Below are 25,125 nucleotides of genomic sequence, written 5' to 3' on the forward strand. Positions count from 1 at the left end.
ATTTAGTATTAAGATTTAAAACTTGTTTAAAAGTGTATTCAGTTCTTTTAGTTCTTTAACATCGAAATTTTTTAAGATTTCTTCTTCCGCAAGAGCCATTGCTTGGTCTAAATCTTTTAAAATAGATTTGCCTTCATCAGTTATGCGTATTTCAACTTTTCTTCTATTGCTGGGACAAACAGTGCGATGGACATATCCCTTCTTGATCAATTTATCCACTAAACGCGTAGTATTGCTCATTTTATGGACCATTCTTTCATTTAGAGTAGAAAGATTGGCAGGTTGATTTTTCTGACCGCGTAGAATTCTTAGAACATTGAATTGTTCCGGAGACATTTCAAACGGTTTCAATGCAGAGCTTACGATTTCACTAATTTTATTCATTACCAAACTTAAATGAATAATTGTCCTGCTTGCCAAAGGAATTTCTTTTTCGGTTTTGATAATCTGTTCTACATTCATGTCTCTACAACAATTGTATGTACAAATGTAAAATATTTTAAAGTTGTATTCATTGATGCAGGTCATAAACTTTTGTTAATGAAGGGATGTCGCCTTTTTTAAAAAAATGTATTTTTGGGGAGTAAATAGAAACGATAACTAGAAACCATCCTATTGGCTGGTTTTAATAATAAATAGTATGGATTTATCACAACAAGAGTGGGAAGAGCAACTGGAGAATGATAACAATGCCTTTATTTTGGATGTACGTACTCCTGAAGAAGTTGAGGATGGGTATATTCCTGGAGCTAAAAATATTGACATTCATTTAGGGCAAGGTTTTTTGGATGAATTGGAAAAACTGGATAAGAGTAAATCATACTATGTTTACTGCCGTTCGGGAGCAAGAAGTGCCCAAGCTTGTTCTATAATGAATAGTGTAGGCTTTGAAAAAGCCTACAATTTGGAGGGTGGTTTTATGAATTGGGAAGGAGAGGTCGCAGAATAAAAGACATATTTTTTATATCTTAAGAAGTTCAAATACAACTCGTATTTGAACTTTTTTCGTTTTACTAATTGCCTTATGAGGGAAGATTTGCTCCATTTTATCTGGAAGTATAAAAAGCTTGGTTTAGACAATCTTGTTACCACAGATGGGGAGCAAATTGAAATTATCAAAACGGGTACCCATAATCATTTGGCCGGTCCCGACTTTTTCAATGCGCAAGTGAAGATCGGCCGGCAACTCTGGGTGGGAAATTTGGAAGTACATTTGAAGTCCTCGGATTGGTACGCCCACAGTCATGAAAGAGACCCCAACTATCAAAATGTGATATTACATGTGGTTTGGGATCATGATACTGAAGTATTTGGAAGTGCAAATATACCCTTGCCAACCTTGGAGCTTAGGCATTTTATTTCAAAAACATTACTGGCAAATTATCAAAACCTCTTTGATCAACGCAATGTGAAATTTATCAATTGCGAGAAATCCATTGGTACGGTGGATAGGTTTCATTTAGATAATTGGATGGAGCGCTTGTATTTAGAACGGCTAAGGAGAAAATCCAAGGAAATTGAAAAATTACTTGAAATGTCCCAAAATGATTGGGAACAAGTCTTGTTTGTTCTATTGCTCAAAAGCTTCGGGTCCAAGATAAACGGGGAAGCTTTTGTTGGTCTTTCAAAAGTGGTGAACTTTAAAACCGTTAGAAAATTACGAGGCAATATTTTGTCTTTGGAGAGTGTTTTTTACGGGGCGCTAAAATTGCTGGAAAGCGATACGATTACAGACGATTATTTCCTTGCTTTAAGAGAGGAGTATAATTATCAAAAGTTAAAATTCAATATACAGGATGAAGTGGTCTTAAAACCTGATTTTTTCAAATTGAGACCCGTTAATTTCCCAACAATAAGACTTTCCCAATTGGCTTATCTCTACCACAAAGAAGACCGCCTTTTTAGTACTCTTATGAACTTAGGGGATGTAAGTCAAGTGTATGAATTTTTGAATGTTTCAACCCATCCTTATTGGATTGACCACTATACTTTTGGGAAGCAGTCCGCTAAAAGGATGAAACAATTGTCCAAGAATTTTATGGACCTGTTGATAGTTAATGCCATCATACCTTTAAAATTCACCTATCTTAAGGTAACTGGTAAAGCGGACAATGATGAGTTTTTTTCCTTTCTCACTAAGATAAAGCCGGAAAAGAATACCATCATAAGCAATTTTGAGAATGCGGGGCTTAGTGCGACCAATGCCTGGCAGAGTCAATCCCTTATAGAATTGTATCAGAATTATTGCTCCAAAAACGAATGCCTGCAATGCCAGATTGGATCGCTCTTATTATCTGGAAATGATTAATTTTGGGTATTGTCTCAATTTTTATTTAGTTAGATTGGAGGCAATGTTCAACTTTTTGTCTTGTCTTGTAAATCAAAATAATTATGAACCTCTTTTACCAACTACTATATTATCTGCAAAAGAGAGGTTTTGAAGTTTGTGGTAGAATAGCGGATCGTCTTGGGATAAGAGCTCGTGTGGTTCGCACGTCTTTTATTTACCTCACCTTCGTTACTTTAGGTTTTGGTTTTGCACTTTATTTATTTTTGGCATTCTGGCTTAAGATAAAAGACTTGCTCTATACCAAACGTACCTCCGTTTTTGATCTTTAAATATGCTGAATCTCTTTCGTTCCAGGATTTACTTAGCCATCATTTTAATGTTGGCAGTTCTGTTACTGGGAATTTTCGGCTATTGGTTCATAGCGGATTATACCTTGGTGGAAGCCTTTTACATGACCATTATTACCGTAACCACCGTTGGTTATGGGGAAATTAGACCCTTAAGTACGGAAGGGAAAATATTTACAGCATTTTTGATTGTTCTCAGTGTATTTATTTTTGCCTTTGCTATTTCGGTTATTTCAGAATACATTTTAAGTAGAAACTCGCTACAACTTTTAAAAAAGAAAAAAGTGAAAAATCAAATAGACCAACTTCAGAACCATATTATAGTTTGTGGTTTTGGGAGAAACGGAATGCAGGCCGCAGAAAGGCTTAGAGCATATGAAAGGCCATTTGTGATTATAGAAAGAGATCGAGAGGTTATTGAAAAGCATGAGGAGGAAGCACTTTTTGTTGAGGGGGATGCCAATGAAGATGAGGTTTTGTTGAGTGCGGGTATCGAACGTGCTAAATACCTTATAGCGGCACTTCCCGATGATGCCGTGAACCTTTTTGTGGTACTATCGGCCAGGCAGTTGAATAAAAAGTTGTTTATCATCAGTAGGGCATCACTTGCAACTTCTCAAAAGAAACTGAAATTAGCCGGAGCGGATAAAGTAATCATGCCTGATCGCATAGGGGGAGACCATATGGCCTCTTTGGTGGTGATGCCAGATTTAATAGATTTTATGGACAAGCTAAGCACTGAAGGAGAAAATACGACCAATTTGGAAGAAGTAGCCATTGAGGATTTTGGAGACCAAAGAGAAGGTAGCTCCCTTCGTGACTTGGATTTGAGAAGAAAAACCGGCTGTACTATCATTGGTTATGTGGAACCGGGTGGTAATTATATCATTAATCCGGAAGCGGATTTAAAGTTGCAGTCCAGGGGTAAAGTAATCGTCCTTGGAAGACCTGAACAAATAAGAAAGTTGAATGAAATGTTCCATATTGATTAGTTCATTCTTGCGTTAATTCAAGGTTATTATTTGATTGTGTTGCTATTTTTTAAGATATTGGCACCCATCATAAAATAGGATAACATAGATGCCAAACCCTATAAAACAAAATATGAAGAAACTTTTAGGTTTATTTTTTACGCTGCTAGGTATAGTGGCAAATTCCCAAGATCTTACAATTAAACCGGCAATTTTTAATCCCTCCAAACAAATAAACGATGGGGTTATAGATTTACAAGTGCTTGGCGGTACGCCTCCATATAGTTATAAGTGGAGCAACCAAAGTACCCCGCTTAGCTCTAATAAAGCAACCGGATTGACAGAGGGAATACCATATACGGTAGTTGTATCGGACTCTCAAGGTAATTCGGTTACCAAAGTATATAAGGTGGAAACAAATGCCATCGCCGAAGTTTTTAACGGAACCATGACACCTGCAGTACAGGCGCTTGGTTCCGTTCTTTTTTGGGACCCTTTTGCTGCAATTGGTGTTTACGACCCCGTTGCCTATGCGGACAAAAAGCTCATAAGTACCCCTGGTTGGTCTGCGGAGGTCCAAGATAAATTCGTACTTAAGAAATGGCTAAAAGGAGAGGGGGACAAAGTAGTTAAGGGTGATCAAATAGCCATCATCTCCAGTGATAAGAATGGAGAGCGAACCGTGGTGGCTTCGGCTTCGGGTACCTTGAACTATTTGGTAAAAGAAGGCAATGTCATTTATAATTCGGAAAATGCGGAACATGTTATCGAGCAGGGAGCTCATTTTCTCGCAGAGATTGTATATGATGATCCTGTGGTTATGACGCACCCAAATGGGGATCCGTTAACCAAGGATATCCCTTTTATTGTAATCTGGTTGGTGTTGGGAGCTTTGTTCTTTACCATAAGAATGGGCTTTATCAATATCAGGGGATTCCGTCATTCTATCGATTTGGCGAAAGGAAAATATGATGACCCTGAGGCCCCCGGGCAGGTTACCCACTTTCAGGCATTGGCTACGGCAGTTTCCGGTACCGTTGGTCTTGGGAATATTGCAGGAGTGGCAGTTGCGGTTTCGTTAGGTGGGGCAGGCGCTACTTTCTGGATGATCGTTTGTGGTCTGTTGGGAATGTCCTCCAAATTCGTAGAATGTACCTTAGGGGTTAAGTATAGGGATATACTGCCCGATGGCCGTGTGTTTGGTGGCCCAATGAATTACTTGCGTTACGGACTTGAAAAAAGAAACCTAAAAGGTTTTGGGAAAGTTCTGGCAGGTCTATTTGCCGTCCTTGCTATTGGAGCTTCCTTTGGCGGGGGGAACATGTTTCAGGCAAACCAATCATTTGAACAATTGGCAGGTCAATTCCCGGCATTGGCGGGTAACGGATTTTGGTTTGGTGTTATTACGGCTATTTTGGTAGGTGTAGTAATTATCGGGGGAATTAATAGTATCGCAAAAGTGACTGGGCGGGTAGTGCCCATTATGGCTTCCATCTATATTGTTGCTGCCTTGGCGGTAATCATTATGAATATTCAGAATATTGGTCCGGCTTTTGCCGCTATTGTAGACGGAGCCTTTAGTCCTTCAGCATTAAAAGGAGGAATCGTTGGGGTGTTAGTGGTAGGTTTCCAGAGAGCTGCCTTCTCCAATGAAGCGGGGGTAGGTTCTGCGGCCATAGCCCATAGTACTGCTAAAACGAATCATCCACCTTCAGAGGGATTTGTGGCACTTTTGGAACCTTTTATTGATACGGTAGTAGTTTGTACCCTTACAGCCCTGGTCTTAATTTTTACTGGTATGCACGAGGTAGAAGGAATGGCCGGTGCACAGTTGACTTCCGATGCTTTTGGAAGTCAGATTTCTTGGTTCCCATATGTACTGGCATTGGCGGTTTTTTTATTCGCCTTTTCTACTATGATTTCCTGGTCATACTATGGAATGAGGGCTTGGACCTATTTATTTGGAAAAAGCAAGAAATCGGAAATGATCTATAAAATCTTGTTTTTGATTTTCGTGGTTATCGGGGCTTCTGTTAGTTTAGGAGCAGTTCTTGATTTTTCGGATATGATGATTTTAGCAATGTCCTTTCCTAATATTATAGGTCTATACATAATGTCTGGAGAAGTAAAAGAAGACTTAGGAGAATACTGGAGAAAATTAAAGGCCAATCAGTTATTTAAAAAGCAGCGCTTGGCCAAATAACATTTTGTAAAATAAATGAAGAAATTTAAGTCCCACTTCAGGTTCAGTAAACAGGAACGAAGTGGGATTTTTTATTTGCTGTTGGTCATAGCTTTTCTTCAATTGAGCTATGTTGCTCTTGACTATTTACCTTTAGGAGAAAAGGAGCCTAGTTTTATTCAAAACAAGGAATGGCAATCACAAATTGATAGTCTTCAAAACTTGGATTCGGAAGAAGAATCTGAAATATATCCTTTCAATCCTAATTATATAACGGATTATAAAGGATATACGTTGGGGATGTCCAACGCTGAAATAGACCGGCTTCATGAATTTAGGTCCAAAGGTAAGTTTGTCAATTCGGCGTTGGAATTTAAAAAGGTGACCCAAATTTCGGATTCTTTGTTAAGCGTTATTTCTCCATATTTTAAGTTTCCAGATTGGGTAAATACTAAGAACAACAGTACTCCTCAAAAAGTTAGAGTTTCAAAGGAAAAAAATCAAGGAGCGTCCAATGAGCTTAAGGATTTAAATAAAGCTACAGCCCAAGATTTGCGTGTGGTGAATGGAATAGGTGAAAAGCTTTCGGCAAGAATAGTTAAGTTTAGGGACCGTTTAGGGGGCTTTTTAGTTGATGAACAGTTATATGACGTTTATCATTTAGAACCAGAAGTTGTAGAGCGGGTATTGGAGCGATTTAAGGTGATGGAAAAGCCCGTGGTAAATAAAATCAATATTAACGCGTCCACAGCAGAAGAAATTTCCAAATTGGTTTATATTAGATATAGTGTGGCAGAAGCGATAGTGCGGCAGAGAATGGAGAACGGCAGCATTCTTTCCTTTGATGAATTAAAGCATATTGATGGTTTTCCTTCGGACAAGATAGATAGAATAGCTTTATATTTGTCCTTATAAAAAAAATAAGCTATGCATGGTATGTGCTTCACTGAAGAACATCAATTATTTAGAGAAAGCCTTAAAGATTTTTTACAGAAAGAAGTAGTCCCGCATATAGAAAAGTGGGAAGAAACAGGTCAAATAGAGTCCTTCATTTGGAGGAAATTTGGTGAAATGGGATATTTTGGGCTTGCTACCCCTGAGGAATATGGCGGTCTAGGATTGGACCTTTTTTATACTATCATCTTTATTGAAGAACTTCAAAAAATTAATTCCGGTGGATTTGCCGCCGCCATGTGGGCACATGCGTATTTGGCCATGACCCATCTTAACAAGAATGCCAGTCACGAACAGAAAAAACGTTATCTGGAACCCAGTGTATTGGGTGAAAAAATAGGATGTTTAGGAGTTACGGAGCCTTTTGGAGGTAGCGATGTGGCAGGTATAAGGACCACTGCAGAAAGAAAAGGTGATATTTATGTTATCAATGGTTCCAAAACTTTTATTACCAATGGCGTTTATGGGGATTATATTGTCTTAGCCGCCAAAACGGACCCCAAGGCAGGTAATAAGGGAATTAGCATATTTATAGTAGATTTGGGAAGTAAGGGTGTTTCTGCCAATAAATTGAACAAATTGGGATGGAGGGCCTCGGATACCGGTGAACTTGCCTTTGACAATGTAGAAGTACCGGCAACAAACATCATTGGAGAAGAGGGTATGGGCTTTGGCTTCATCATGGAAGCTTTTGCCTTGGAACGTTTGATTATGGGGGTCAATGCCCATGCAAGAGCAGAATATGCGTTGGAATACGCTTTGCAATACATGGACGAAAGAGAGACTTTTGGCAAACCCATTAACCAGTATCAGGCATTAAGGCATAGGTTGGTAGACCTCTATGCGGATATGGAACTTTGCAAAAGTTACAATTATGGGGTAACCTATAAATTGGATAAAGGTGAATATGTGGTTAAGGAAGCCACTATCTCTAAGTTAAAATCTACAAAAATGGCAGATGAGGTCATTTACAACTGCCTGCAATTTTTAGGGGGCTACGGATATATTGAAGATTATCCAATGGCCCGTTTATTACGAGATAGTAGATTGGGGCCCATAGGAGGGGGAACCTCGGAGATATTAAAAGAGATCCTTTCTAAAATAATAATTGACAAGAAAGAATATAGAGCACCTAAAAAATAGCCTACAGGAAGCTAATTATAAAAGCTTCAAAATTTAAGTGAAATTATTTGTTGGGGTTTGTAAATTAGTTATATATTTGCAGCCTTAATTTTAAAGAAAGGAGGTTGTAGCCAATGTTAATTATACCAGTAAAAGAAGGAGAAAACATCGATAGGGCTTTAAAGCGTTTCAAGAGAAAATTCGATAAAACGGGAACGATGAGAAGATTGCGTAAGCGTCAGCAGTTCACAAAACCCTCCGTAGAGCGTAGAGCTCAAATTCAAAAAGCACAATACATTCAGAGCTTAAGGGATAAAGAGGAAGTCTAAAATCCCTAAAAATGGTGTACAAATATAATTATCAAATCCCATCCTCGTGATGGGATTTTTTATTTTGGTCTTTTCTGTAATTTTTTCTTTCTATTTCGCGTTTAAGATGTACCGTTAAATCTTTATAATTTAGCTTATATGGAGCTAAAAGCCTTTTCCGATTATCTAGCACTTGAAAAAAAGTATTCTGCACATACGGTAACGGCTTATGTGAACGATGTTGAAGAATTCTCGTTCTTTTGTAAGAACAGGCTTGACGAGCAGCGTATTGACACAGTTTCGTACCCTGTGATTAGGAGTTGGGTAGTTTGTTTGGTGGAGAACGGTGTTTCCAATAGGTCCGTTAATAGAAAAACGGCCTCTCTAAAGGCATATTTTAAATTTTTGCAGGGTGTAGGGCTGATTGATTCAAATCCCTTGGCAAAACATCGTGCATTGAAAACCTCTAAAAAGGTTCAAATCCCTTTTTCAGAATCGGAAATGGATTCCTTGCTATCCAATATCCAATACCCAGATACGTTTGAAGGAACTAGAGATCGCTTAATGATTCAATTAATGTACGAAACCGGCATGAGGCGTGCAGAGTTGATTCATATGAAGCTTTCCGGTATCGATTTAAATAATGGATTAGTCAAGGTGTTGGGAAAAAGGAATAAGGAGCGTGTCATACCCTTGCTTCCAGATACCTGCAAATTGATGAAGGTGTATCTTGACCTGCGTAGGCAGATGCCTGGAACGGAAGATTCGAACTATGTAATGGTGTTAAAATCGGGTTATAAATTATATGAAACCCTTGTTTATAGAACAATAAATAGGTACCTTAGTAAGGTGTCGCTTAAAGTAAAAAAGAGTCCTCATATCTTGAGACACACCTTCGCTACCCACTTACTTAGTAAGGGGGCGGACATGAATTCAGTGAAGGAATTACTTGGGCATTCAAGCTTGGCCTCTACCCAGGTTTATACGCACAATAGTATTGCCGAGTTAAAAAAGGTGCATGCCAAGGCTCATCCCAGAGGAAAGAAATGAGGATACGCTTACATTGTTTAACCTAAAAATTACGACCTATGAAGGTAAATGTGCAATCAGTAAATTTCAATGCCGACGGAAAATTGATAGATTTTCTACAAAATCGGATGGACAAGTTGGAAACTTTTTATGACAAGGTCATAAGTTCTGATGTTTACTTAAAAGTGCAGAACACTAGTGCGAAGGAAAACAAGATTGTTGAGATAATGCTCAATGTGCCAGGCGATAAGTTCATGGTAAAGAAACAATGTAAAACTTTTGAAGAGGCTATAGATTCTTCCTGTGGATCTCTTGAAAGGAAATTAATCAAGCGAAAAGAAAAACTTCGTGTGCATGCATGATGAAAATTTTTTCGATTTTGTTTTGAATAAATAAAAATATCTCTACATTTGCAGTCCGTTAGAAATAGCGGACTTTTTTATGCCTCTTTTGAGGTGTGAAATTGAGTAAAAAGCCGATGTAGCTCAGCTGGCTAGAGCAGCTGATTTGTAATCAGCAGGTCGTGGGTTCGAGTCCCTCCATCGGCTCTGAAATACTGGAAAAAATAAGGCGGGGAGATACTCAAGCGGCCAACGAGGGCAGACTGTAAATCTGCTGACTATGTCTTCGCAGGTTCGAATCCTGCTCTCCCCACTAAAAATCGGAAATTAATTTCCGTGAATTGACTAAGAATCGTTACTTTTGCGGTCAATTTTTTTGAAATATTGAAAAGTAACGCGGGAGTAGCTCAGTTGGTAGAGCGTCAGCCTTCCAAGCTGAATGTCGCCGGTTCGAACCCGGTCTCCCGCTCTAAATTGGCAGTCGTGCCAATTCTGCGAAGGCAGGCATCTCTTCCTTTATTGTTTAGGGATGAAGATACTAAACACTTTACGCCGACGTAGCTCAGGGGTAGAGCGTTTCCTTGGTAAGGAAGAGGTCACGGGTTCAATTCCCGTCGTTGGCTCAATTAAGGCATTATTTGTACACTAATATATAAACTAAGATTAAAATTCATTTAAAATGGCAAAGGAAACTTTTGATCGTTCCAAACCGCACTTAAATATAGGTACTATTGGACACGTTGATCACGGTAAAACAACTTTGACCGCTGCTATTACTACTGTATTGGCAAATGCCGGTCTTTCTGAGCTTAGAAGCTTTGATTCTATTGATAACGCTCCTGAAGAGAAAGAAAGGGGTATTACGATCAATACTTCACACGTTGAGTACCAAACTGCCAATCGTCACTATGCTCACGTTGACTGTCCTGGTCACGCGGATTACGTGAAGAACATGGTTACTGGTGCTGCTCAGATGGATGGAGCTATCTTGGTTGTTGCTGCTACAGATGGTCCAATGCCACAAACTCGTGAGCACATCCTTTTAGGTCGTCAGGTTGGTATTCCAAGAATCGTTGTTTTCTTGAACAAAGTTGACATGGTTGACGATGAGGAGCTTTTGGAGTTGGTTGAAATGGAAGTAAGAGAATTGCTTTCTTTCTATGAGTACGATGGTGACAATGGTCCTGTAATTTCTGGTTCTGCCTTGGGTGCACTTAACGGTGAGCAAAAATGGGTGGATACCGTAATGAGTCTAATGGAAGCTGTTGATGAGTGGATTGAATTGCCTCAGAGAGATGTGGATAAGGATTTCTTGATGCCTGTTGAAGATGTATTCACTATTACTGGTCGTGGTACTGTTGCTACCGGTCGTATTGAAACAGGTGTTGCAAATACTGGTGATGCGGTTGATATCATTGGTATGGGTGCTGAGAAATTGGCTTCTACTATCACTGGTGTTGAGATGTTCCGTAAGATTTTGGATAGAGGTGAGGCTGGTGATAACGTTGGTATCCTTTTGAGAGGTATTGAAAAGTCCGATATCAAAAGAGGTATGGTTATCTGTAAGCCAGGTTCTGTTAAGCCACATGCTAAATTTGAAGCAGAGGTTTATATCTTGAAGAAAGAAGAAGGTGGTCGTCACACTCCATTCCATAACAACTATCGTCCACAGTTCTACGTAAGAACTACAGACGTTACTGGTAACATTAGTCTTCCTGATGGTGTTGAAATGGTAATGCCAGGTGATAACTTGACAATTACTGTAGATTTGATTCAGCCAATCGCATTGAGCGTAGGTCTACGTTTCGCTATCCGTGAAGGTGGTAGAACTGTAGGTGCTGGTCAGGTTACCAAAATTCTAGATTAATATCTTATAGATATAGTAATAAAATTGTTCTTAAGGGTGTCCTTCTTTTGTTGGGCACCTTTAAGTGCAATTATATACGGGTGTAGCTCAGTTGGTAGAGCACTGGTCTCCAAAACCAGGTGTCGGGAGTTCGAGTCTCTCCTCCCGTGCCAAATATAATAGCATGTTGACATATATTAAGGAATCGATAGAGGAGTTGCGTAATAATGTTACGTGGCCTACGAGAGCAGAGGCTTCCAATCTAATGGTTGTGGTAGCTGTATTTTCTGTTTTATTTGCTTTGGCAACTTGGGGTGTCGATACGGTCTTCAGCAAATTGGTACAATTGTATTTCAACAACGTCTTAAACTAGTCAAGGGCAATGTCAGAAGTATTGGAAAAGAAATGGTATGTGGTGCGCGCGGTCAGTGGCCAAGAGAATAAAATCAAAGGTTATATTGAGTCCGAGGTGGAGCGTCATGGCTTTTCTGATTATTTGGAGGACGTGTTGGTGCCTACCGAAAAGGTGGTGCAGATTCGAAATGGAAAGAAAATAAATAAAGAAAGAGTTTATTTTCCGGGTTATATTATGATAAAGGCCAATTTAGGTGGTGAAATGATTCACATCATTCGTTCCATTACCAATGTTATTGGCTTTTTAGGGGAAACCAAAGGTGGGGACCCTGTGCCTTTAAGGAAAGCGGAAGTTAACCGTATGTTAGGTAAGGCTGATGAACTTGCCGTAAATACGGATACGGTAGCTATTCCTTTCGTTCATGGTGAAACGGTAAAGGTGATCGATGGTCCTTTTAATGGTTTTAACGGAACGGTTGAGAAAATCAATGAGGAAAAACGTAAGCTTGAGGTAATGGTTAAAATTTTCGGTAGAAAAACACCATTGGAGCTCAGCTACATGCAAGTAGAAAAAATATAAGTAAGTGTTACATATTTAAGTTGTGTTGCTTCCATAAATAAATACAACTTCAATTTAATTTAATACAATGGCAAAAGAAGTAGGTAAAGTAGTTAAGCTACAAGTTAGGGGAGGTGCTGCGAATCCATCGCCACCGGTTGGACCCGCCTTAGGTGCTGCCGGTGTTAACATCATGGAGTTCTGTAAGCAGTTTAATGCTAGGACTCAGGACAAACAAGGTAAGGTATTGCCTGTTGTTATCACCGTGTATAAAGACAAGTCGTTCGACTTTGTTGTGAAGACACCTCCGGCGGCCGTTCAATTGATGGAAGCAGCTAAGATTAAAAAAGGATCTGGCGAACCTAACAGAGTAAAATCAGGTAATGTTACTTGGGATCAAGTAAAGGCTATCGCTGAAGACAAAATGGCGGATTTAAATGCCTTTACCATAGAGTCTGCCATGAGTATGGTAGCTGGTACAGCAAGGTCTATGGGTCTTAAAGTAGCAGGTAAAAGACCTTTTTAAAATCTTATAAAGCAATTTAAATGGCAAAGTTGACAAAAAAACAAAAAGAGGCCAGAGCTAAAATTGATAGTGATAAATTATACTCTATCAATGATGGGGCCGCTTTGGTAAAAGAAATTACCAATGTTAAGTTTGATGCATCTGTTGATTTAGCGGTTCGTTTAGGTGTGGACCCTAGAAAAGCCAATCAAATGGTTCGTGGTGTTGTGACACTTCCCCATGGTACTGGTAAAGATGTGAAGGTTCTTGCATTGGTTACTCCAGATAAAGAGGCAGAGGCTAAAGAGGCCGGTGCTGATTTTGTTGGTTTAGATGAGTATTTGGATAAAATTAAAGGCGGTTGGACAGATGTTGATGTTATCATCACCATGCCTAGCGTTATGGGTAAATTGGGTCCCTTAGGTAGGATTCTAGGTCCTAGAGGTTTAATGCCAAATCCAAAGACTGGTACTGTAACTATGGATGTTGCTAAGGCAGTATCTGATGTTAAGGCTGGTAAAATCGATTTTAAAGTGGATAAGACAGGTATTGTTCATGCGGCAATTGGTAAGGTGTCTTTTTCTGCTGATAAAATTGCAGAGAATGCCAAAGAACTTATTGAAACTTTGGTGAAAATGAAGCCAGCAGCGGCAAAAGGTGTTTATATGAAATCTATTTTTATGTCCAGCACCATGAGCCCTAGTGTTCAATTAGATCCAAAGACAGTTTAACAGAACTGGGTAGTTCAAAATTTACAGTATGACAAGAGAAGAAAAAGCAATCGTAATACAGGATTTGACTTCGCAGTTGGCCGAAAGCCCAAGTATTTACTTGGCCGATATTTCGGGATTGAACGCTACACAGACTTCTGATTTAAGAAGAGCTGCTTTTAAAGCGAACATAAAGCTTGCGGTAGTTAAGAATACCTTGCTTGCAAAAGCAATGGAAGCTTCCGATAAGGAGTTTGGAGAACTTCCTGGTGTGTTGAAAGGTAACACTTCCTTGATGTTTTCCGAAGTAGGGAACGCCCCTGCAAAACTTATCAAAAACTTCAGAAAAAAGTCTGATAAGCCTTTGTTGAAAGGAGCCTTCGTTGAAGAAGCAGTTTATATAGGTGATAATAATCTTGATGCCCTTGTAAGTATCAAGTCTAAGGAAGAAATGGTGGCAGAAGTTATCGCACTATTGCAATCGCCTGCTAAAAATGTTATTTCCGGTCTTAAGTCCGGTGGTGGCAAATTGGCTGGTATCCTTAAAACATTATCAGAAAAATAAGTACGCACTAAACTAAGTATATTTTAAAAATTTTTATTAAACGATAGAAAAATGGCAGATTTAAAAGATTTCGCAGAACAGTTGGTTAACTTGACCGTAAAAGAGGTAAACGAGTTGGCTGATATATTAAAAGAAGAGTATGGTATCGAGCCTGCTGCTGCTGCAGTAGCTGTGGCTGCTGGTGGTGCTGGTGGAGACGCTGGTGAAGCTGCTGAAGAGAAGTCTGAGTTTGACGTAATCCTTAAAGCTCCAGGTGGTTCTAAACTAGCTGTTGTTAAGTTGGTTAAAGAATTGACCGGTCTTGGATTGAAAGACGCTAAGGACATTGTTGATAGCGCACCTAAAGCTGTAAAAGAAGGTGTTTCTAAAGACGAGGCTGAAGGTATCAAAAAATCTTTGGAAGAAGCAGGAGCAGAAGTTGAGCTTAAATAATAGCGGCAATTATAGCACCTTGTTTAGGTCTTTTTTCGTCCCAGGACGGAACTGGACCTAAACTTGTTTTTATATTCAATACGTATGTGAGGCCACATACGACCCATGTACAGCTTACGCATTTTAGAGTATTCACGTTCAAAACACTGTCCATAGATGTTTACACAACAGACTGAGAGAATTAACTTTGCATCCTCTAAGAATACACCGGATTATCCGGATTTCTTGGACATTCAGATTAAGTCTTTTCAAGATTTCTTTCAACTTGAGACCAAATCTGACGAAAGGGGTGATGAAGGTTTGTACAACACCTTCCAAGAAAACTTCCCAATTACGGACACTAGAAATCAGTTCGTACTAGAATTTTTAGATTATTTTATTGACCCGCCTAGATATTCCATTCAAGAATGTATAGAGCGTGGGTTAACTTACAGTGTGCCCTTAAAAGCCCGTCTTAAATTGTATTGTACCGATCCTGAGCATGAGGATTTTGAGACAATTGTACAAGATGTGTATTTAGGTACAATACCATATATGACCCCAAGTGGAACTTTCGTAATCAATGGGGCGGAAAGAGTTGTTGTTTCTCAGTTGCACCGTTCTCCTGGTGTTTTCTTTGGGCAATCTTTTCACGCAAATGGAACCAAGTTATATTCTGCCAGAGTTATTCCTTTTAAAGGTTCTTGGATAGAGTTTGCAACAGATATCAATAGCGTTATGTACGCTTATATTGATAGAAAGAAAAAATTACCGGTAACCACCTTGTTCAGGGCCATTGGTTTTGAGAGGGATAAGGATATTTTGGAGATTTTTGACCTTTCAGAAGAGGTTAAGGTGTCTAAAGCCGGTCTCAAAAAAGTATTGGGCCGTAAATTGGCGGCTAGGGTTTTGAACACTTGGCATGAGGATTTCGTTGATGAGGATACCGGTGAGGTAGTTTCTATCGAACGAAATGAAATCATTTTAGATCGTGATACGGTACTTGAAAAAGACCATATCGATGAGATTATTGATGCCGATGTAAAAACTATTCTTTTACACAAGGAGAACAATAGTCAATCAGATTACGCTATTATTCACAACACCCTTCAGAAGGATCCAACCAACTCTGAAAAAGAAGCTGTTGAGCATATCTATCGTCAATTGAGAAATGCTGAACCGCCAGATGAGGAAACTGCTAGGGGTATTATTGATAAATTGTTCTTTTCCGATCAACGCTACAATTTAGGTGAGGTTGGTCGTTACAGAATGAACAAAAAATTGGGTCTTGATATAGGAATGGACAAGCAAGTCTTGACCAAAGAGGATATCATTACTATAATAAAATATTTGATCGAGCTTATTAATTCTAAAGCGGAGATTGATGATATCGATCACTTGTCTAACCGTCGTGTTAGAACGGTAGGCGAACAATTGTCATCCCAATTCGGTGTTGGTTTGGCTCGTATGGCACGTACCATTCGTGAGCGTATGAACGTTCGTGATAACGAGGTGTTTACTCCAATTGATTTGATCAACGCAAAGACCTTGTCTTCCGTTATCAACTCGTTCTTTGGTACCAACCAGTTGTCTCAGTTCATGGATCAAACGAATCCATTGGCCGAGATTACCCACAAGCGTAGATTATCTGCTTTGGGTCCAGGTGGTCTTTCAAGGGAAAGAGCAGGATTTGAGGTACGTGACGTTCACTATACGCATTACGGTAGACTTTGTCCAATCGAAACGCCTGAAGGTCCAAACATTGGTTTGATATCTTCCCTATCTGTATTCTCTAAGGTAAATCCAATGGGCTTCTTGGAGACCCCTTACAGAAAGGTGGAGAATGGAAAGGTTGATGTAGCGGAATATACCTATTTAAGTGCTGAAGAAGAGGAAGGAATGAAAATTGCCCAGGCAAACATTCCGCTAAAAGAAGATGGCACTATTGATACGGAAAAAGTAATTGCAAGGGAAGAGGGAGATTTCCCGGTAGTTGACCCAGTAGAAGTTAACTATACGGATGTTGCACCTAATCAAATTGCATCTATATCTGCATCGTTGATACCCTTCTTGGAGCATGATGATGCGAACCGTGCACTGATGGGATCGAACATGATGCGCCAAGCTGTGCCATTGTTAAGACCGGATTCTCCAATTGTAGGTACAGGTCTGGAACGTCAGGTGGCATCAGATTCTAGAGTATTGGTAAATGCAGAGGGAGATGGTACCGTGGAGTACGTTGATGCCAAGAAGATTACTGTAAAATATGACAGAACGGATGATGAGCGTCTCATTAGTTTTGATGAAGACTCAAAGACTTACGAGTTGGTTAAGTTTAGAAAGACCAACCAAGGTACCAGCATAAACCTAAAACCGATTGTAAGAAGAGGTGATAGGGTTAAAAAAGGTCAAGTTCTCTGTGAAGGTTATGCAACTGAAAAAGGCGAATTGGCCCTTGGTCGTAACCTTACCGTTGCTTTCATGCCTTGGAAAGGTTATAACTTTGAGGATGCGATCGTAATTTCTGAGAAAGTAGTAAGAGAGGATATCTTTACCTCCATTCACGTAGATGAGTATTCTTTGGAAGTAAGGGATACCAAACTAGGTGCGGAAGAGCTTACCCATGATATTCCTAACGTTTCAGAAGAGGCTACTAAGGACTTGGATGAAAACGGTATGATTAGAATTGGTGCCGAAGTTAAGCCTGGTGATATCCTTATTGGTAAGATTACGCCAAAAGGTGAATCTGATCCTACTCCGGAAGAAAAATTACTTAGAGCGATTTTTGGTGATAAGGCTGGTGATGTTAAAGATGCTTCTTTAAAGGCTTCTCCTTCATTACGAGGTGTGGTTATTGATAAAAAACTGTTCTCTCGTTCTGTAAAGGATAAACGTAAACGTTCCGAGGATAAGGAAGAGTTGAACAAGCTTGAGCTTGAATACGAAGTAAAATTCCAAGAGCTAAAGGATATTTTGATTGAGAAATTGTTCACTTTAGTGAATGGTAAAACTTCTCAAGGTGTATTGAACGATTTGGGAGAGGAAGTTCTTCCAAAAGGAAAGAAGTATACTTTGAAAATGTTGAATGCCGTTGATGATTTTGCCCACTTGGTAGGCGGAAGCTGGACAACGGATAAGGATACCAATACTTCGGTCGCAGATTTGCTACACAACTATAAGATCAAGTTAAACGATCTTCAAGGGAACCTAAGAAGGGACAAGTTTACTATCTCTGTAGGTGATGAGCTTCCTGCTGGAATTATGAAATTGGCTAAAGTCTATATCGCTAAAAAACGTAAGTTAAAGGTGGGTGATAAAATGGCCGGTCGTCATGGTAACAAGGGTATCGTTTCCCGTATTGTACGTCAAGAGGATATGCCTTTCCTAGAGGATGGTACTCCTGTAGATATCGTATTGAATCCATTAGGTGTACCTTCCCGTATGAACATTGGTCAGATTTATGAGACTGTTTTAGGTTGGGCAGGTTTAAAATTGGGCAAAAAGTTTGCTACTCCAATTTTTGACGGAGCTTCATTGGATGAAATCAATAAGTATACAGATGAGGCTGGTATTCCAAGATTCGGTCATACCTATTTGTTTGATGGAGGTACCGGACAGCGTTTTGATCAGGCCGCTACGGTGGGTGTAATCTACATGTTGAAATTAGGTCACATGGTAGATGATAAAATGCACGCCCGTTCCATTGGACCATACTCACTTATTACGCAACAACCTCTTGGTGGTAAAGCACAATTTGGTGGTCAGCGATTTGGAGAGATGGAAGTTTGGGCCTTGGAAGCGTATGGAGCTTCGGCCACGTTGCGTGAAATTTTGACTGTTAAGTCAGATGACGTTATCGGTAGGGCCAAGACCTATGAATCCATTGTTAAGGGTGAAACCATGCCAGAGCCCGGTTTACCGGAATCTTTCAATGTATTGATGCACGAACTTAAAGGTTTGGGCTTGGATATACGTTTGGAAGAATAGATTTAACATACATTATAATACAGTAGCATAGTACATTATGGCTAGAATTAAAGATAATAATCCAGTAAAAAGGTTTGATAAGATTTCCATTGGATTGGCTTCTCCAGAAGCTATCCTGGCCGAGTCTCGCGGGGAGGTCCTTAAACCTGAAACTATTAACTACCGTACCCATAAACCGGAACGTGACGGGCTTTTTTGTGAGCGTATCTTTGGACCTGTTAAGGATTATGAGTGTGCTTGTGGTAAATACAAGAGAATTCGCTACCGCGGTATCGTATGTGACCGTTGTGGTGTAGAGGTTACCGAAAAGAAAGTACGTAGGGATAGAGTAGGGCACATTAACTTGGTAGTTCCTGTAGCTCACATTTGGTACTTCCGTTCCTTGCCTAACAAAATTGGTTATTTGTTAGGTCTGCCATCCAAGAAATTGGATATGATCATCTACTATGAGCGTTATGTGGTTATTCAACCAGGTATCGCCAAAGGTCCTGAAGGTGAAGAAATCAAGAAAATGGATTTCTTGACTGAGGAAGAGTATTTGACCATTATGGAATCTATTCCGGTAGAGAACCAATACTTGGAAGAGTCTGACCCTAACAAGTTTATCGCTAAAATGGGTGCGGAATGTCTTATCGACCTCTTGGCAAGAATTGACTTGAAAGAACTTTCGTATGAGTTGCGTCACAAGGCTAATACAGAAACTTCCAAGCAGAGAAAAACAGAAGCTTTAAAAAGACTTCAGGTTGTTGAGGCATTACGTGAATCTCAGGATAATCGTGAGAACAATCCGGAATGGATGATCATGAAAGTAATTCCGGTAATTCCGCCAGAATTGCGCCCATTGGTGCCATTGGATGGTGGTCGTTTTGCGACATCGGATTTAAATGATCTTTATAGAAGGGTTATTATTCGTAACAACCGTTTAAAAAGATTGGTAGAAATAAAGGCTCCTGAGGTTATCTTAAGGAATGAGAAACGTATGCTTCAAGAAGCGGTAGATTCTCTTTTCGATAACACCAGAAAAGCTTCGGCAGTAAAAACTGAATCTAACAGACCTTTAAAATCTCTTTCAGATTCATTAAAAGGTAAGCAAGGACGTTTCCGTCAAAACCTTCTAGGTAAACGTGTGGATTATTCGGCACGTTCGGTAATCGTCGTTGGTCCAGAAATGAACTTGTATGAATGTGGTCTTCCAAAAGATATGGCCGCAGAGCTATATAAGCCTTTCGTCATCAGAAAATTGATTGAAAGAGGTATTGTTAAGACCGTTAAGTCTGCCAAGAAAATAATAGATAAAAAAGAGCCTGTAGTTTGGGATATCTTGGAAAATGTACTGAAAGGGCACCCTGTTCTTTTGAACCGTGCTCCTACATTGCACCGTTTGGGTATTCAGGCATTCCAACCAAAACTTATTGAAGGTAAGGCAATTCGTCTTCACCCATTGGCGTGTACCGCATTTAACGCGGATTTTGATGGTGACCAGATGGCGGTTCACCTTCCTTTAGGGCCAGAAGCTATTTTGGAGGCTCAATTGTTGATGTTGGCTTCACAAAATATATTGAACCCGGCCAATGGTTCGCCAATTACTGTACCTTCTCAGGATATGGTTCTAGGTCTTTACTATATGACCAAAGAGCGTAAGTCTACTCCAGAGGTTCCAGTAAAAGGTGAAGGTTTGACTTTCTATTCTTCTGAAGAGGTGGAGATTGCCTTCAACGAGGGTAAAGTTGATTTGAATGCCGGTATTAAAGTTAGAGCTAAAGACTTCAATGAAGAGGGTGAATTGGTTTATCAAATTATCCCAACAACCGTAGGTCGAGTATTGTTCAACAAAAATGTACCGGTACAAGCAGGTTACATCAACCAAGTCTTGAACAAAAAGGCCTTAAGGAATATTATTGGTGATATTTTGGCGGTTACCAACGTCCCAGCTACTGCTGAGTTCTTGGACAAGATCAAGACCATGGGGTATGAATTCGCTTTTAAAGGTGGATTGTCCTTCAGTTTAGGTGATATTATTATTCCTGCTGAAAAATTGGATATGATTGCCGGTGCCAATGAGCAAGTTGATGGTATTATGGCCAACTATAACATGGGTCTTATTACTAACAATGAGCGTTACAATCAGGTAATTGACGTTTGGACTTCTACCAATGCCATGTTAACGGAGTTGGCAATGAAGCGAATTAGAGAGGATCAGCAAGGATTCAACTCCGTATATATGATGTTGGATTCAGGTGCGAGGGGTTCTAAGGAGCAGATTAGACAGTTGACCGGTATGCGTGGTTTGATGGCCAAGCCTAAGAAATCTACCGCAGGTGGTGGTGAAATTATTGAAAACCCGATTCTTTCTAACTTTAAGGAAGGTCTATCGATTCTTGAATACTTTATCTCTACCCACGGTGCACGTAAAGGTCTTGCGGATACCGCATTAAAAACGGCAGATGCTGGTTATCTAACCCGTCGTCTGGTAGACGTTTCCCAAGATGTTATCATCAATATTGAAGATTGTGGTACCCTTCGTGGAATTGAGGTAGAGGCCTTGAAGAAAAATGAAGAAGTAGTAGAATCCCTTGGGGAGCGCATTCTTGGTAGGGTTTCGCTTCATGATGTCTTCGATCCACTTACAGAAGAACTTCTTTTAAGTGCTGGTCAGGAAATTATGGAGTCGGATATTAAGAAAATCAATAATTCGCCTATCGAGAAAGTGGAAGTTCGTTCCGCACTTACTTGTGAAGCTCCAAAAGGTATTTGTAGCAAGTGTTACGGAAGAAACCTTTCTACAAACAAAATGGTACAGAGAGGTGAAGCTGTAGGAGTTGTTGCAGCCCAATCCATTGGTGAGCCTGGTACACAGCTTACGTTGCGTACCTTCCACGTGGGGGGTATTGCGGGTAACATCTCTGAGGATAATAAGTTGGTTGCCAAATTTAATGGTAGGGCAGAAATTGAAGATTTACGAACAGTAACCGGAACAGATGCAGAAGGTAACCCAAGTGAGATCGTTATTTCCCGTACTACAGAAATCAAAATAGTTGACGGTAAGACAGGAATCAACTTGAGTACCAATAACATTCCTTATGGTTCTCAGCTAATGGTAAAGGATGGTGCTGAAGTTAAAAAAGGAGATGTAATCTGTACGTGGGATCCATACAACGGTGTAATTGTTTCTGAGTTCCCAGGTAAGATTGCTTATGAGAATATTGAGCAAGGGGTTACGTACCAAGTTGAAATAGATGAGCAAACAGGTTTCCAGGAAAAAGTTATTTCTGAGTCTAGAAATAAGAAGTTGATTCCAACTTTATTGATTCAGAATGATAAAGGCGAAACACTACGTTCTTATAACCTTCCTGTAGGTTCACACCTTATGGTAGACAACGGTGAGGATATCAAAGAGGGTAAAATCTTAGTGAAGATACCTCGTAAATCTGCCAAGGCGGGTGATATTACCGGTGGTCTTCCAAGGGTAACCGAGCTTTTTGAAGCACGTAATCCTTCTAACCCAGCTGTAGTTTCGGCAATTGATGGGGTAGTTTCTTTTGGAAAAATCAAAAGAGGTAACCGTGAAATTATCATCGAGTCCAAACTTGGTGAAGTAAAGAAGTACTTGGTGAAGCTTTCTAATCAGATTCTTGTTCAGGAAAATGATTACGTTCGTGCAGGTATGCCATTGTCAGATGGTTCCATAACGCCCGAGGATATCTTGGCAATTAAAGGCCCATCAGCAGTTCAGCAATATTTGGTGAACGAAGTACAGGAAGTTTACCGTTTACAAGGAGTAAAAATTAACGATAAGCATTTTGAAGTTGTAGTAAGACAGATGATGCGTAAAGTTAGGATTCAAGACCCAGGTGATACTATCTTCCTTGAAAACCAATTGGTCCATAAGGATGATTTCATCCGTGAGAACGATGAGATTTACGGTAAGAAAGTTGTTGTTGATAAAGGTGATTCCGATAATCTAAAAGAAGGTCAGATTATTACGGCGCGTGAGCTTCGTGACGAGAATTCTGTCTTGAGAAGATCGGATAAAAACTTGGTTCAGGCAAATGATGCGGTTGCAGCTACAGCTACTCCTATACTTCAGGGTATTACAAGAGCTTCGCTTCAAACCAAATCGTTTATCTCTGCGGCATCCTTCCAAGAGACAACTAAAGTATTGAACGAAGCTGCGGTAAGCGGTAAGATAGATACATTAGAAGGTCTTAAAGAAAATGTTATTGTAGGTCATAAGATTCCTGCCGGTACCGGTATGCGTGATTACGATAATATCATTGTAGGTTCCAAGGAGGAGTATGATGAAATCATGGCCCGTAAGGAAGCACTGAAATTCTAATAATAAATAGATAAACCCTCAATAATTTTATTGGGGGTTTCTTTTTTAGATATGAGCGATAAAGAGCAGAAACAAAAGCAACTCAATATTGAATTAGATGAAAAAACCGCGGAGGGAACCTATTCCAACTTGGCAATCATCAACCATTCGGTATCTGAATTTGTGGTAGATTTTATTAGCGTTATGCCTGGGTCTCCAAAGGCTAAAGTTAAAAGTAGAATTGTTTTAACGCCCCAACATGCAAAGAAGTTTTTAAAGGCCTTAAATGATAATGTGGCTCGTTTTGAGAAGGCACACGGTACCATTAAGGATTATGAGCAACCTCCCATTCCAATTAATTTTGGGCCAACGGGAGAGGCATAAATTAAAAAGCCGCAATTTGAATATTGCGGCTTTTTTGTTGCTAAATATTCGATTTAGTCAAATTCCGAAACAAAATGGAATTTAACCGTTGGATATTTTTGTTGGGTCATTTGTAGTGAAAATTGAGAATCTGCCAAAAATACCAATTGACCTTTCTTATCTTTTGCTAGAAATTTTTGTTTCACCCTCTTAAATTCCTTGAATTCCTCGTTTTTGGGGTCTTCAGGTTCTATCCAACATGCTTTATGAACCGGAAAGTTCTCATAACTACATTTGGCACCGTATTCATGCTCCAAGCGGTACTGGATTACTTCAAACTGCAAGGCTCCAACGGTTCCTATTACTTTTCGACCGTTCATCTCCAAAGTAAACAGCTGGGCAACCCCTTCATCCATAAGTTGGTCAATTCCTTTATAAAGTTGTTTAGACTTCATGGGATCTGCGTTGTTGATGTATCGGAAATGCTCCGGCGAAAAGCTTGGTATACCTTTGTAATGCAGTTCCTCTCCTTCGGTAAGCGTATCCCCAATTTTAAAATTCCCGGTGTCGTGTAAACCTACAATATCCCCAGGATAGGAAATGTCAACAATTTCTTTCTTTTCGGCAAAAAACGCATTAGGGCTGGAAAATTTCAAATTTTTATTTTGTCTTACGTGTAGATACGGTTTGTTTCTTTCAAATGTTCCAGAAACAATTTTTACAAAGGCTAAACGGTCACGGTGCTTAGGGTCCATATTTGCATGGATTTTGAAAACAAAGCCCGTCATATCCTTTTCGGAGGCCTCTACCACACGTTCTTCGGCTTTTTTAGCTCTTGGGGCGGGTGCAATTTCAATGAAGCAGTCCAACAGCTCACGGACTCCAAAATTGTTAAGGGCAGAACCAAAAAAAACGGGCTGTTGTTCTCCCTTTAAATAGCTTTCTTTGTCAAAATCTGGATAAACCCCCTTTACCAACTCCAAATTATCACGTAATGTTTGGGCGGCTTTATTACCAATTATATTCTCTAATTCAGGACTGGAAACATCATCAAAAGCAATGGTTTCCTCAATGTTCTTTTTGCTATCCCCGCTAAATAAATTGATGTTTTTCTCATATATATTATAGATGCCTTTAAAATCATAGCCCATACCAATGGGAAAACTTAAAGGTGTAACGGAAAGACCAAGTTTCTGTTCCAATTCATCTAGAAGGTCAAATTCATCTTTACCTTCGCGGTCCAGTTTGTTAATGAAAACAATCATTGGGATGTTGCGCATTCGGCAAACCTCTACCAGTTTTTCCGTTTGTTCCTCAACCCCCTTGGCAACGTCCACTACCACAATAACACTATCAACAGCGGTAAGTGTTCTAAAGGTATCTTCTGCAAAATCCTTATGTCCAGGGGTATCAAGTATGTTTATTTTTTTGTCCTTATAGATAAAGGCAAGAACCGACGTTGCAACAGAAATACCACGTTGTCTTTCAATTTCCATGAAGTCACTGGTGGCAGACTTTTTAATCTTGTTATTCTTAACAGCACCAGCTTCTTGAATTGCACCACCAAAAAGAAGGAGCTTTTCCGTTAGGGTAGTCTTACCTGCATCCGGATGCGATATAATACCAAAAGTTCTTCTTTTTTGAATTTGCTCTTTAAAGTTCATGTGGAAAAATTTGGGCAAAAATACTACTTAATATACAAACTCTGGCGGAATGAATATGGTACTTTCCATTTGATATCGTACGCCTAATTTTTATTTATTTTACATGATTTTTAATCACGGAAAGGATTTGTCAAATATTGCCTTCTTAGCAAGCATTTTATCGATTTTACGGGGATTTGGTAGAATATACCCAAACCCTTTCCTTTCTTTTTATCGATAAATTAAGTTCGTAGAACAGAAAGTTAAGGGGCGCGGGCCAAAAACATTTGTTGATCTAATTTTTAGATATATCTTGCATTGAA

General features: G+C 39.6%; 22 protein-coding genes and 5 tRNA genes. 25 read left to right on the forward strand and 2 right to left on the reverse strand.

The features are described 5' to 3' along the window. Positions 1-15: 15 nt before the first annotated feature. Positions 16-462, reverse strand: coding sequence for a MarR family winged helix-turn-helix transcriptional regulator (locus BIZ36_RS13750; RefSeq protein WP_187458485.1), 447 nt, complete (start codon positions 460-462; stop codon positions 16-18). Between the two features lie 178 nt (positions 463-640). On the opposite strand from BIZ36_RS13750, the gene BIZ36_RS13755 reads away from it, so the two are divergent. The 25 genes from BIZ36_RS13755 (at position 641) to BIZ36_RS13875 (ending at position 23,180) form a co-directional block, all read left to right on the forward strand. Next, positions 641-949, forward strand: a complete 309-nt coding sequence (locus BIZ36_RS13755; protein ID WP_187458486.1) for a rhodanese-like domain-containing protein — start codon at positions 641-643, stop codon at positions 947-949. A 75-nt stretch (positions 950-1,024) separates the two neighbouring features. Continuing rightward, on the forward strand, positions 1,025-2,308 hold the full coding sequence (locus BIZ36_RS13760) for a DUF2851 family protein (protein WP_187458487.1): 1,284 nt from the start codon (positions 1,025-1,027) through the stop codon (positions 2,306-2,308). An 83-nt stretch (positions 2,309-2,391) separates the two neighbouring features. After that, positions 2,392-2,619, forward strand: coding sequence for a PspC domain-containing protein (locus BIZ36_RS13765; RefSeq protein ID WP_121848075.1), 228 nt, complete (start codon positions 2,392-2,394; stop codon positions 2,617-2,619). 2 nt (positions 2,620-2,621) lie between these two features. Further along, positions 2,622-3,629, forward strand: coding sequence for a potassium channel family protein (locus BIZ36_RS13770; protein WP_187458488.1), 1,008 nt, complete (start codon positions 2,622-2,624; stop codon positions 3,627-3,629). A 112-nt stretch (positions 3,630-3,741) separates the two neighbouring features. Further along, positions 3,742-5,811 (forward strand): amino acid carrier protein, encoded by a 2,070-nt coding sequence (locus BIZ36_RS13775; protein ID WP_187458489.1) that lies wholly within the window; start codon positions 3,742-3,744, stop codon positions 5,809-5,811. Between the two features lie 15 nt (positions 5,812-5,826). Continuing rightward, positions 5,827-6,705, forward strand: coding sequence for a ComEA family DNA-binding protein (locus BIZ36_RS13780; RefSeq protein ID WP_187458490.1), 879 nt, complete (start codon positions 5,827-5,829; stop codon positions 6,703-6,705). A gap of 12 nt (positions 6,706-6,717) precedes the next feature. Next, entirely contained in the window at positions 6,718-7,887 is a 1,170-nt protein-coding gene (locus BIZ36_RS13785) for an acyl-CoA dehydrogenase family protein (RefSeq protein WP_187458491.1), read from the forward strand. A gap of 113 nt (positions 7,888-8,000) precedes the next feature. Further along, positions 8,001-8,195 (forward strand): 30S ribosomal protein S21, encoded by a 195-nt coding sequence (rpsU, locus tag BIZ36_RS13790; RefSeq protein WP_187458492.1) that lies wholly within the window; start codon positions 8,001-8,003, stop codon positions 8,193-8,195. A gap of 138 nt (positions 8,196-8,333) precedes the next feature. After that, positions 8,334-9,224: a tyrosine-type recombinase/integrase gene (locus tag BIZ36_RS13795; RefSeq protein WP_187458493.1), complete on the forward strand. Its 891-nt coding sequence runs from the start codon at positions 8,334-8,336 to the stop codon at positions 9,222-9,224. A gap of 38 nt (positions 9,225-9,262) precedes the next feature. After that, positions 9,263-9,565 (forward strand): ribosome hibernation-promoting factor, HPF/YfiA family, encoded by a 303-nt coding sequence (gene hpf, locus BIZ36_RS13800; RefSeq protein ID WP_187458494.1) that lies wholly within the window; start codon positions 9,263-9,265, stop codon positions 9,563-9,565. Positions 9,566-9,677: 112 nt separating this feature from the next. Beyond that, positions 9,678-9,751, forward strand: a tRNA-Thr gene (locus tag BIZ36_RS13805). A 24-nt stretch (positions 9,752-9,775) separates the two neighbouring features. Continuing rightward, a tRNA-Tyr gene (locus tag BIZ36_RS13810) sits at positions 9,776-9,857 on the forward strand. 83 nt (positions 9,858-9,940) lie between these two features. Further along, positions 9,941-10,013, forward strand: a tRNA-Gly gene (locus BIZ36_RS13815). Between the two features lie 82 nt (positions 10,014-10,095). Beyond that, a tRNA-Thr gene (locus BIZ36_RS13820) sits at positions 10,096-10,167 on the forward strand. A gap of 56 nt (positions 10,168-10,223) precedes the next feature. Then, positions 10,224-11,411, forward strand: coding sequence for an elongation factor Tu (tuf, locus tag BIZ36_RS13825; protein ID WP_187458495.1), 1,188 nt, complete (start codon positions 10,224-10,226; stop codon positions 11,409-11,411). A 76-nt stretch (positions 11,412-11,487) separates the two neighbouring features. Then, a tRNA-Trp gene (locus BIZ36_RS13830) sits at positions 11,488-11,563 on the forward strand. An 11-nt stretch (positions 11,564-11,574) separates the two neighbouring features. Beyond that, positions 11,575-11,763, forward strand: a complete 189-nt coding sequence (gene secE / locus BIZ36_RS13835; RefSeq protein ID WP_187458496.1) for a preprotein translocase subunit SecE — start codon at positions 11,575-11,577, stop codon at positions 11,761-11,763. 9 nt (positions 11,764-11,772) lie between these two features. Then, positions 11,773-12,324, forward strand: coding sequence for a transcription termination/antitermination protein NusG (gene nusG, locus BIZ36_RS13840; protein WP_187458497.1), 552 nt, complete (start codon positions 11,773-11,775; stop codon positions 12,322-12,324). A gap of 67 nt (positions 12,325-12,391) precedes the next feature. Further along, a complete protein-coding gene (gene rplK / locus BIZ36_RS13845) occupies positions 12,392-12,829 on the forward strand; it encodes a 50S ribosomal protein L11 (protein ID WP_072994518.1) in 438 nt (145 codons plus the stop codon). 20 nt (positions 12,830-12,849) lie between these two features. Continuing rightward, a complete protein-coding gene (gene rplA, locus BIZ36_RS13850; RefSeq protein WP_187458498.1) occupies positions 12,850-13,539 on the forward strand; it encodes a 50S ribosomal protein L1 in 690 nt (229 codons plus the stop codon). Between the two features lie 28 nt (positions 13,540-13,567). Continuing rightward, complete coding sequence (rplJ, locus tag BIZ36_RS13855; protein WP_187458499.1) at positions 13,568-14,083, forward strand: 50S ribosomal protein L10; 516 nt, start codon at positions 13,568-13,570, stop codon at positions 14,081-14,083. Between the two features lie 51 nt (positions 14,084-14,134). Then, positions 14,135-14,515: a 50S ribosomal protein L7/L12 gene (gene rplL, locus BIZ36_RS13860; RefSeq protein WP_187458500.1), complete on the forward strand. Its 381-nt coding sequence runs from the start codon at positions 14,135-14,137 to the stop codon at positions 14,513-14,515. A gap of 156 nt (positions 14,516-14,671) precedes the next feature. After that, the gene (gene rpoB / locus BIZ36_RS13865; protein ID WP_187458501.1) at positions 14,672-18,481 is read left to right on the forward strand and encodes a DNA-directed RNA polymerase subunit beta; all 3,810 of its coding nucleotides are present in this window, start codon (positions 14,672-14,674) and stop codon (positions 18,479-18,481) included. A gap of 37 nt (positions 18,482-18,518) precedes the next feature. Continuing rightward, positions 18,519-22,817, forward strand: a complete 4,299-nt coding sequence (rpoC, locus tag BIZ36_RS13870; protein ID WP_187458502.1) for a DNA-directed RNA polymerase subunit beta' — start codon at positions 18,519-18,521, stop codon at positions 22,815-22,817. A 51-nt stretch (positions 22,818-22,868) separates the two neighbouring features. Then, a complete protein-coding gene (locus BIZ36_RS13875) occupies positions 22,869-23,180 on the forward strand; it encodes a DUF3467 domain-containing protein (protein WP_187458503.1) in 312 nt (103 codons plus the stop codon). A 53-nt stretch (positions 23,181-23,233) separates the two neighbouring features. Here the strand turns inward: BIZ36_RS13875 and BIZ36_RS13880 are convergent, their stop codons facing one another. Beyond that, on the reverse strand, positions 23,234-24,823 hold the full coding sequence (locus BIZ36_RS13880; protein WP_187458504.1) for a peptide chain release factor 3: 1,590 nt from the start codon (positions 24,821-24,823) through the stop codon (positions 23,234-23,236). Positions 24,824-25,125: the final 302 nt, after the last annotated feature.

The sequence above is a fragment of the Cytophaga sp. FL35 genome, from assembly GCF_014349235.1.
Classification (GTDB): Bacteria; Bacteroidota; Bacteroidia; order Flavobacteriales; family Flavobacteriaceae; genus Euzebyella.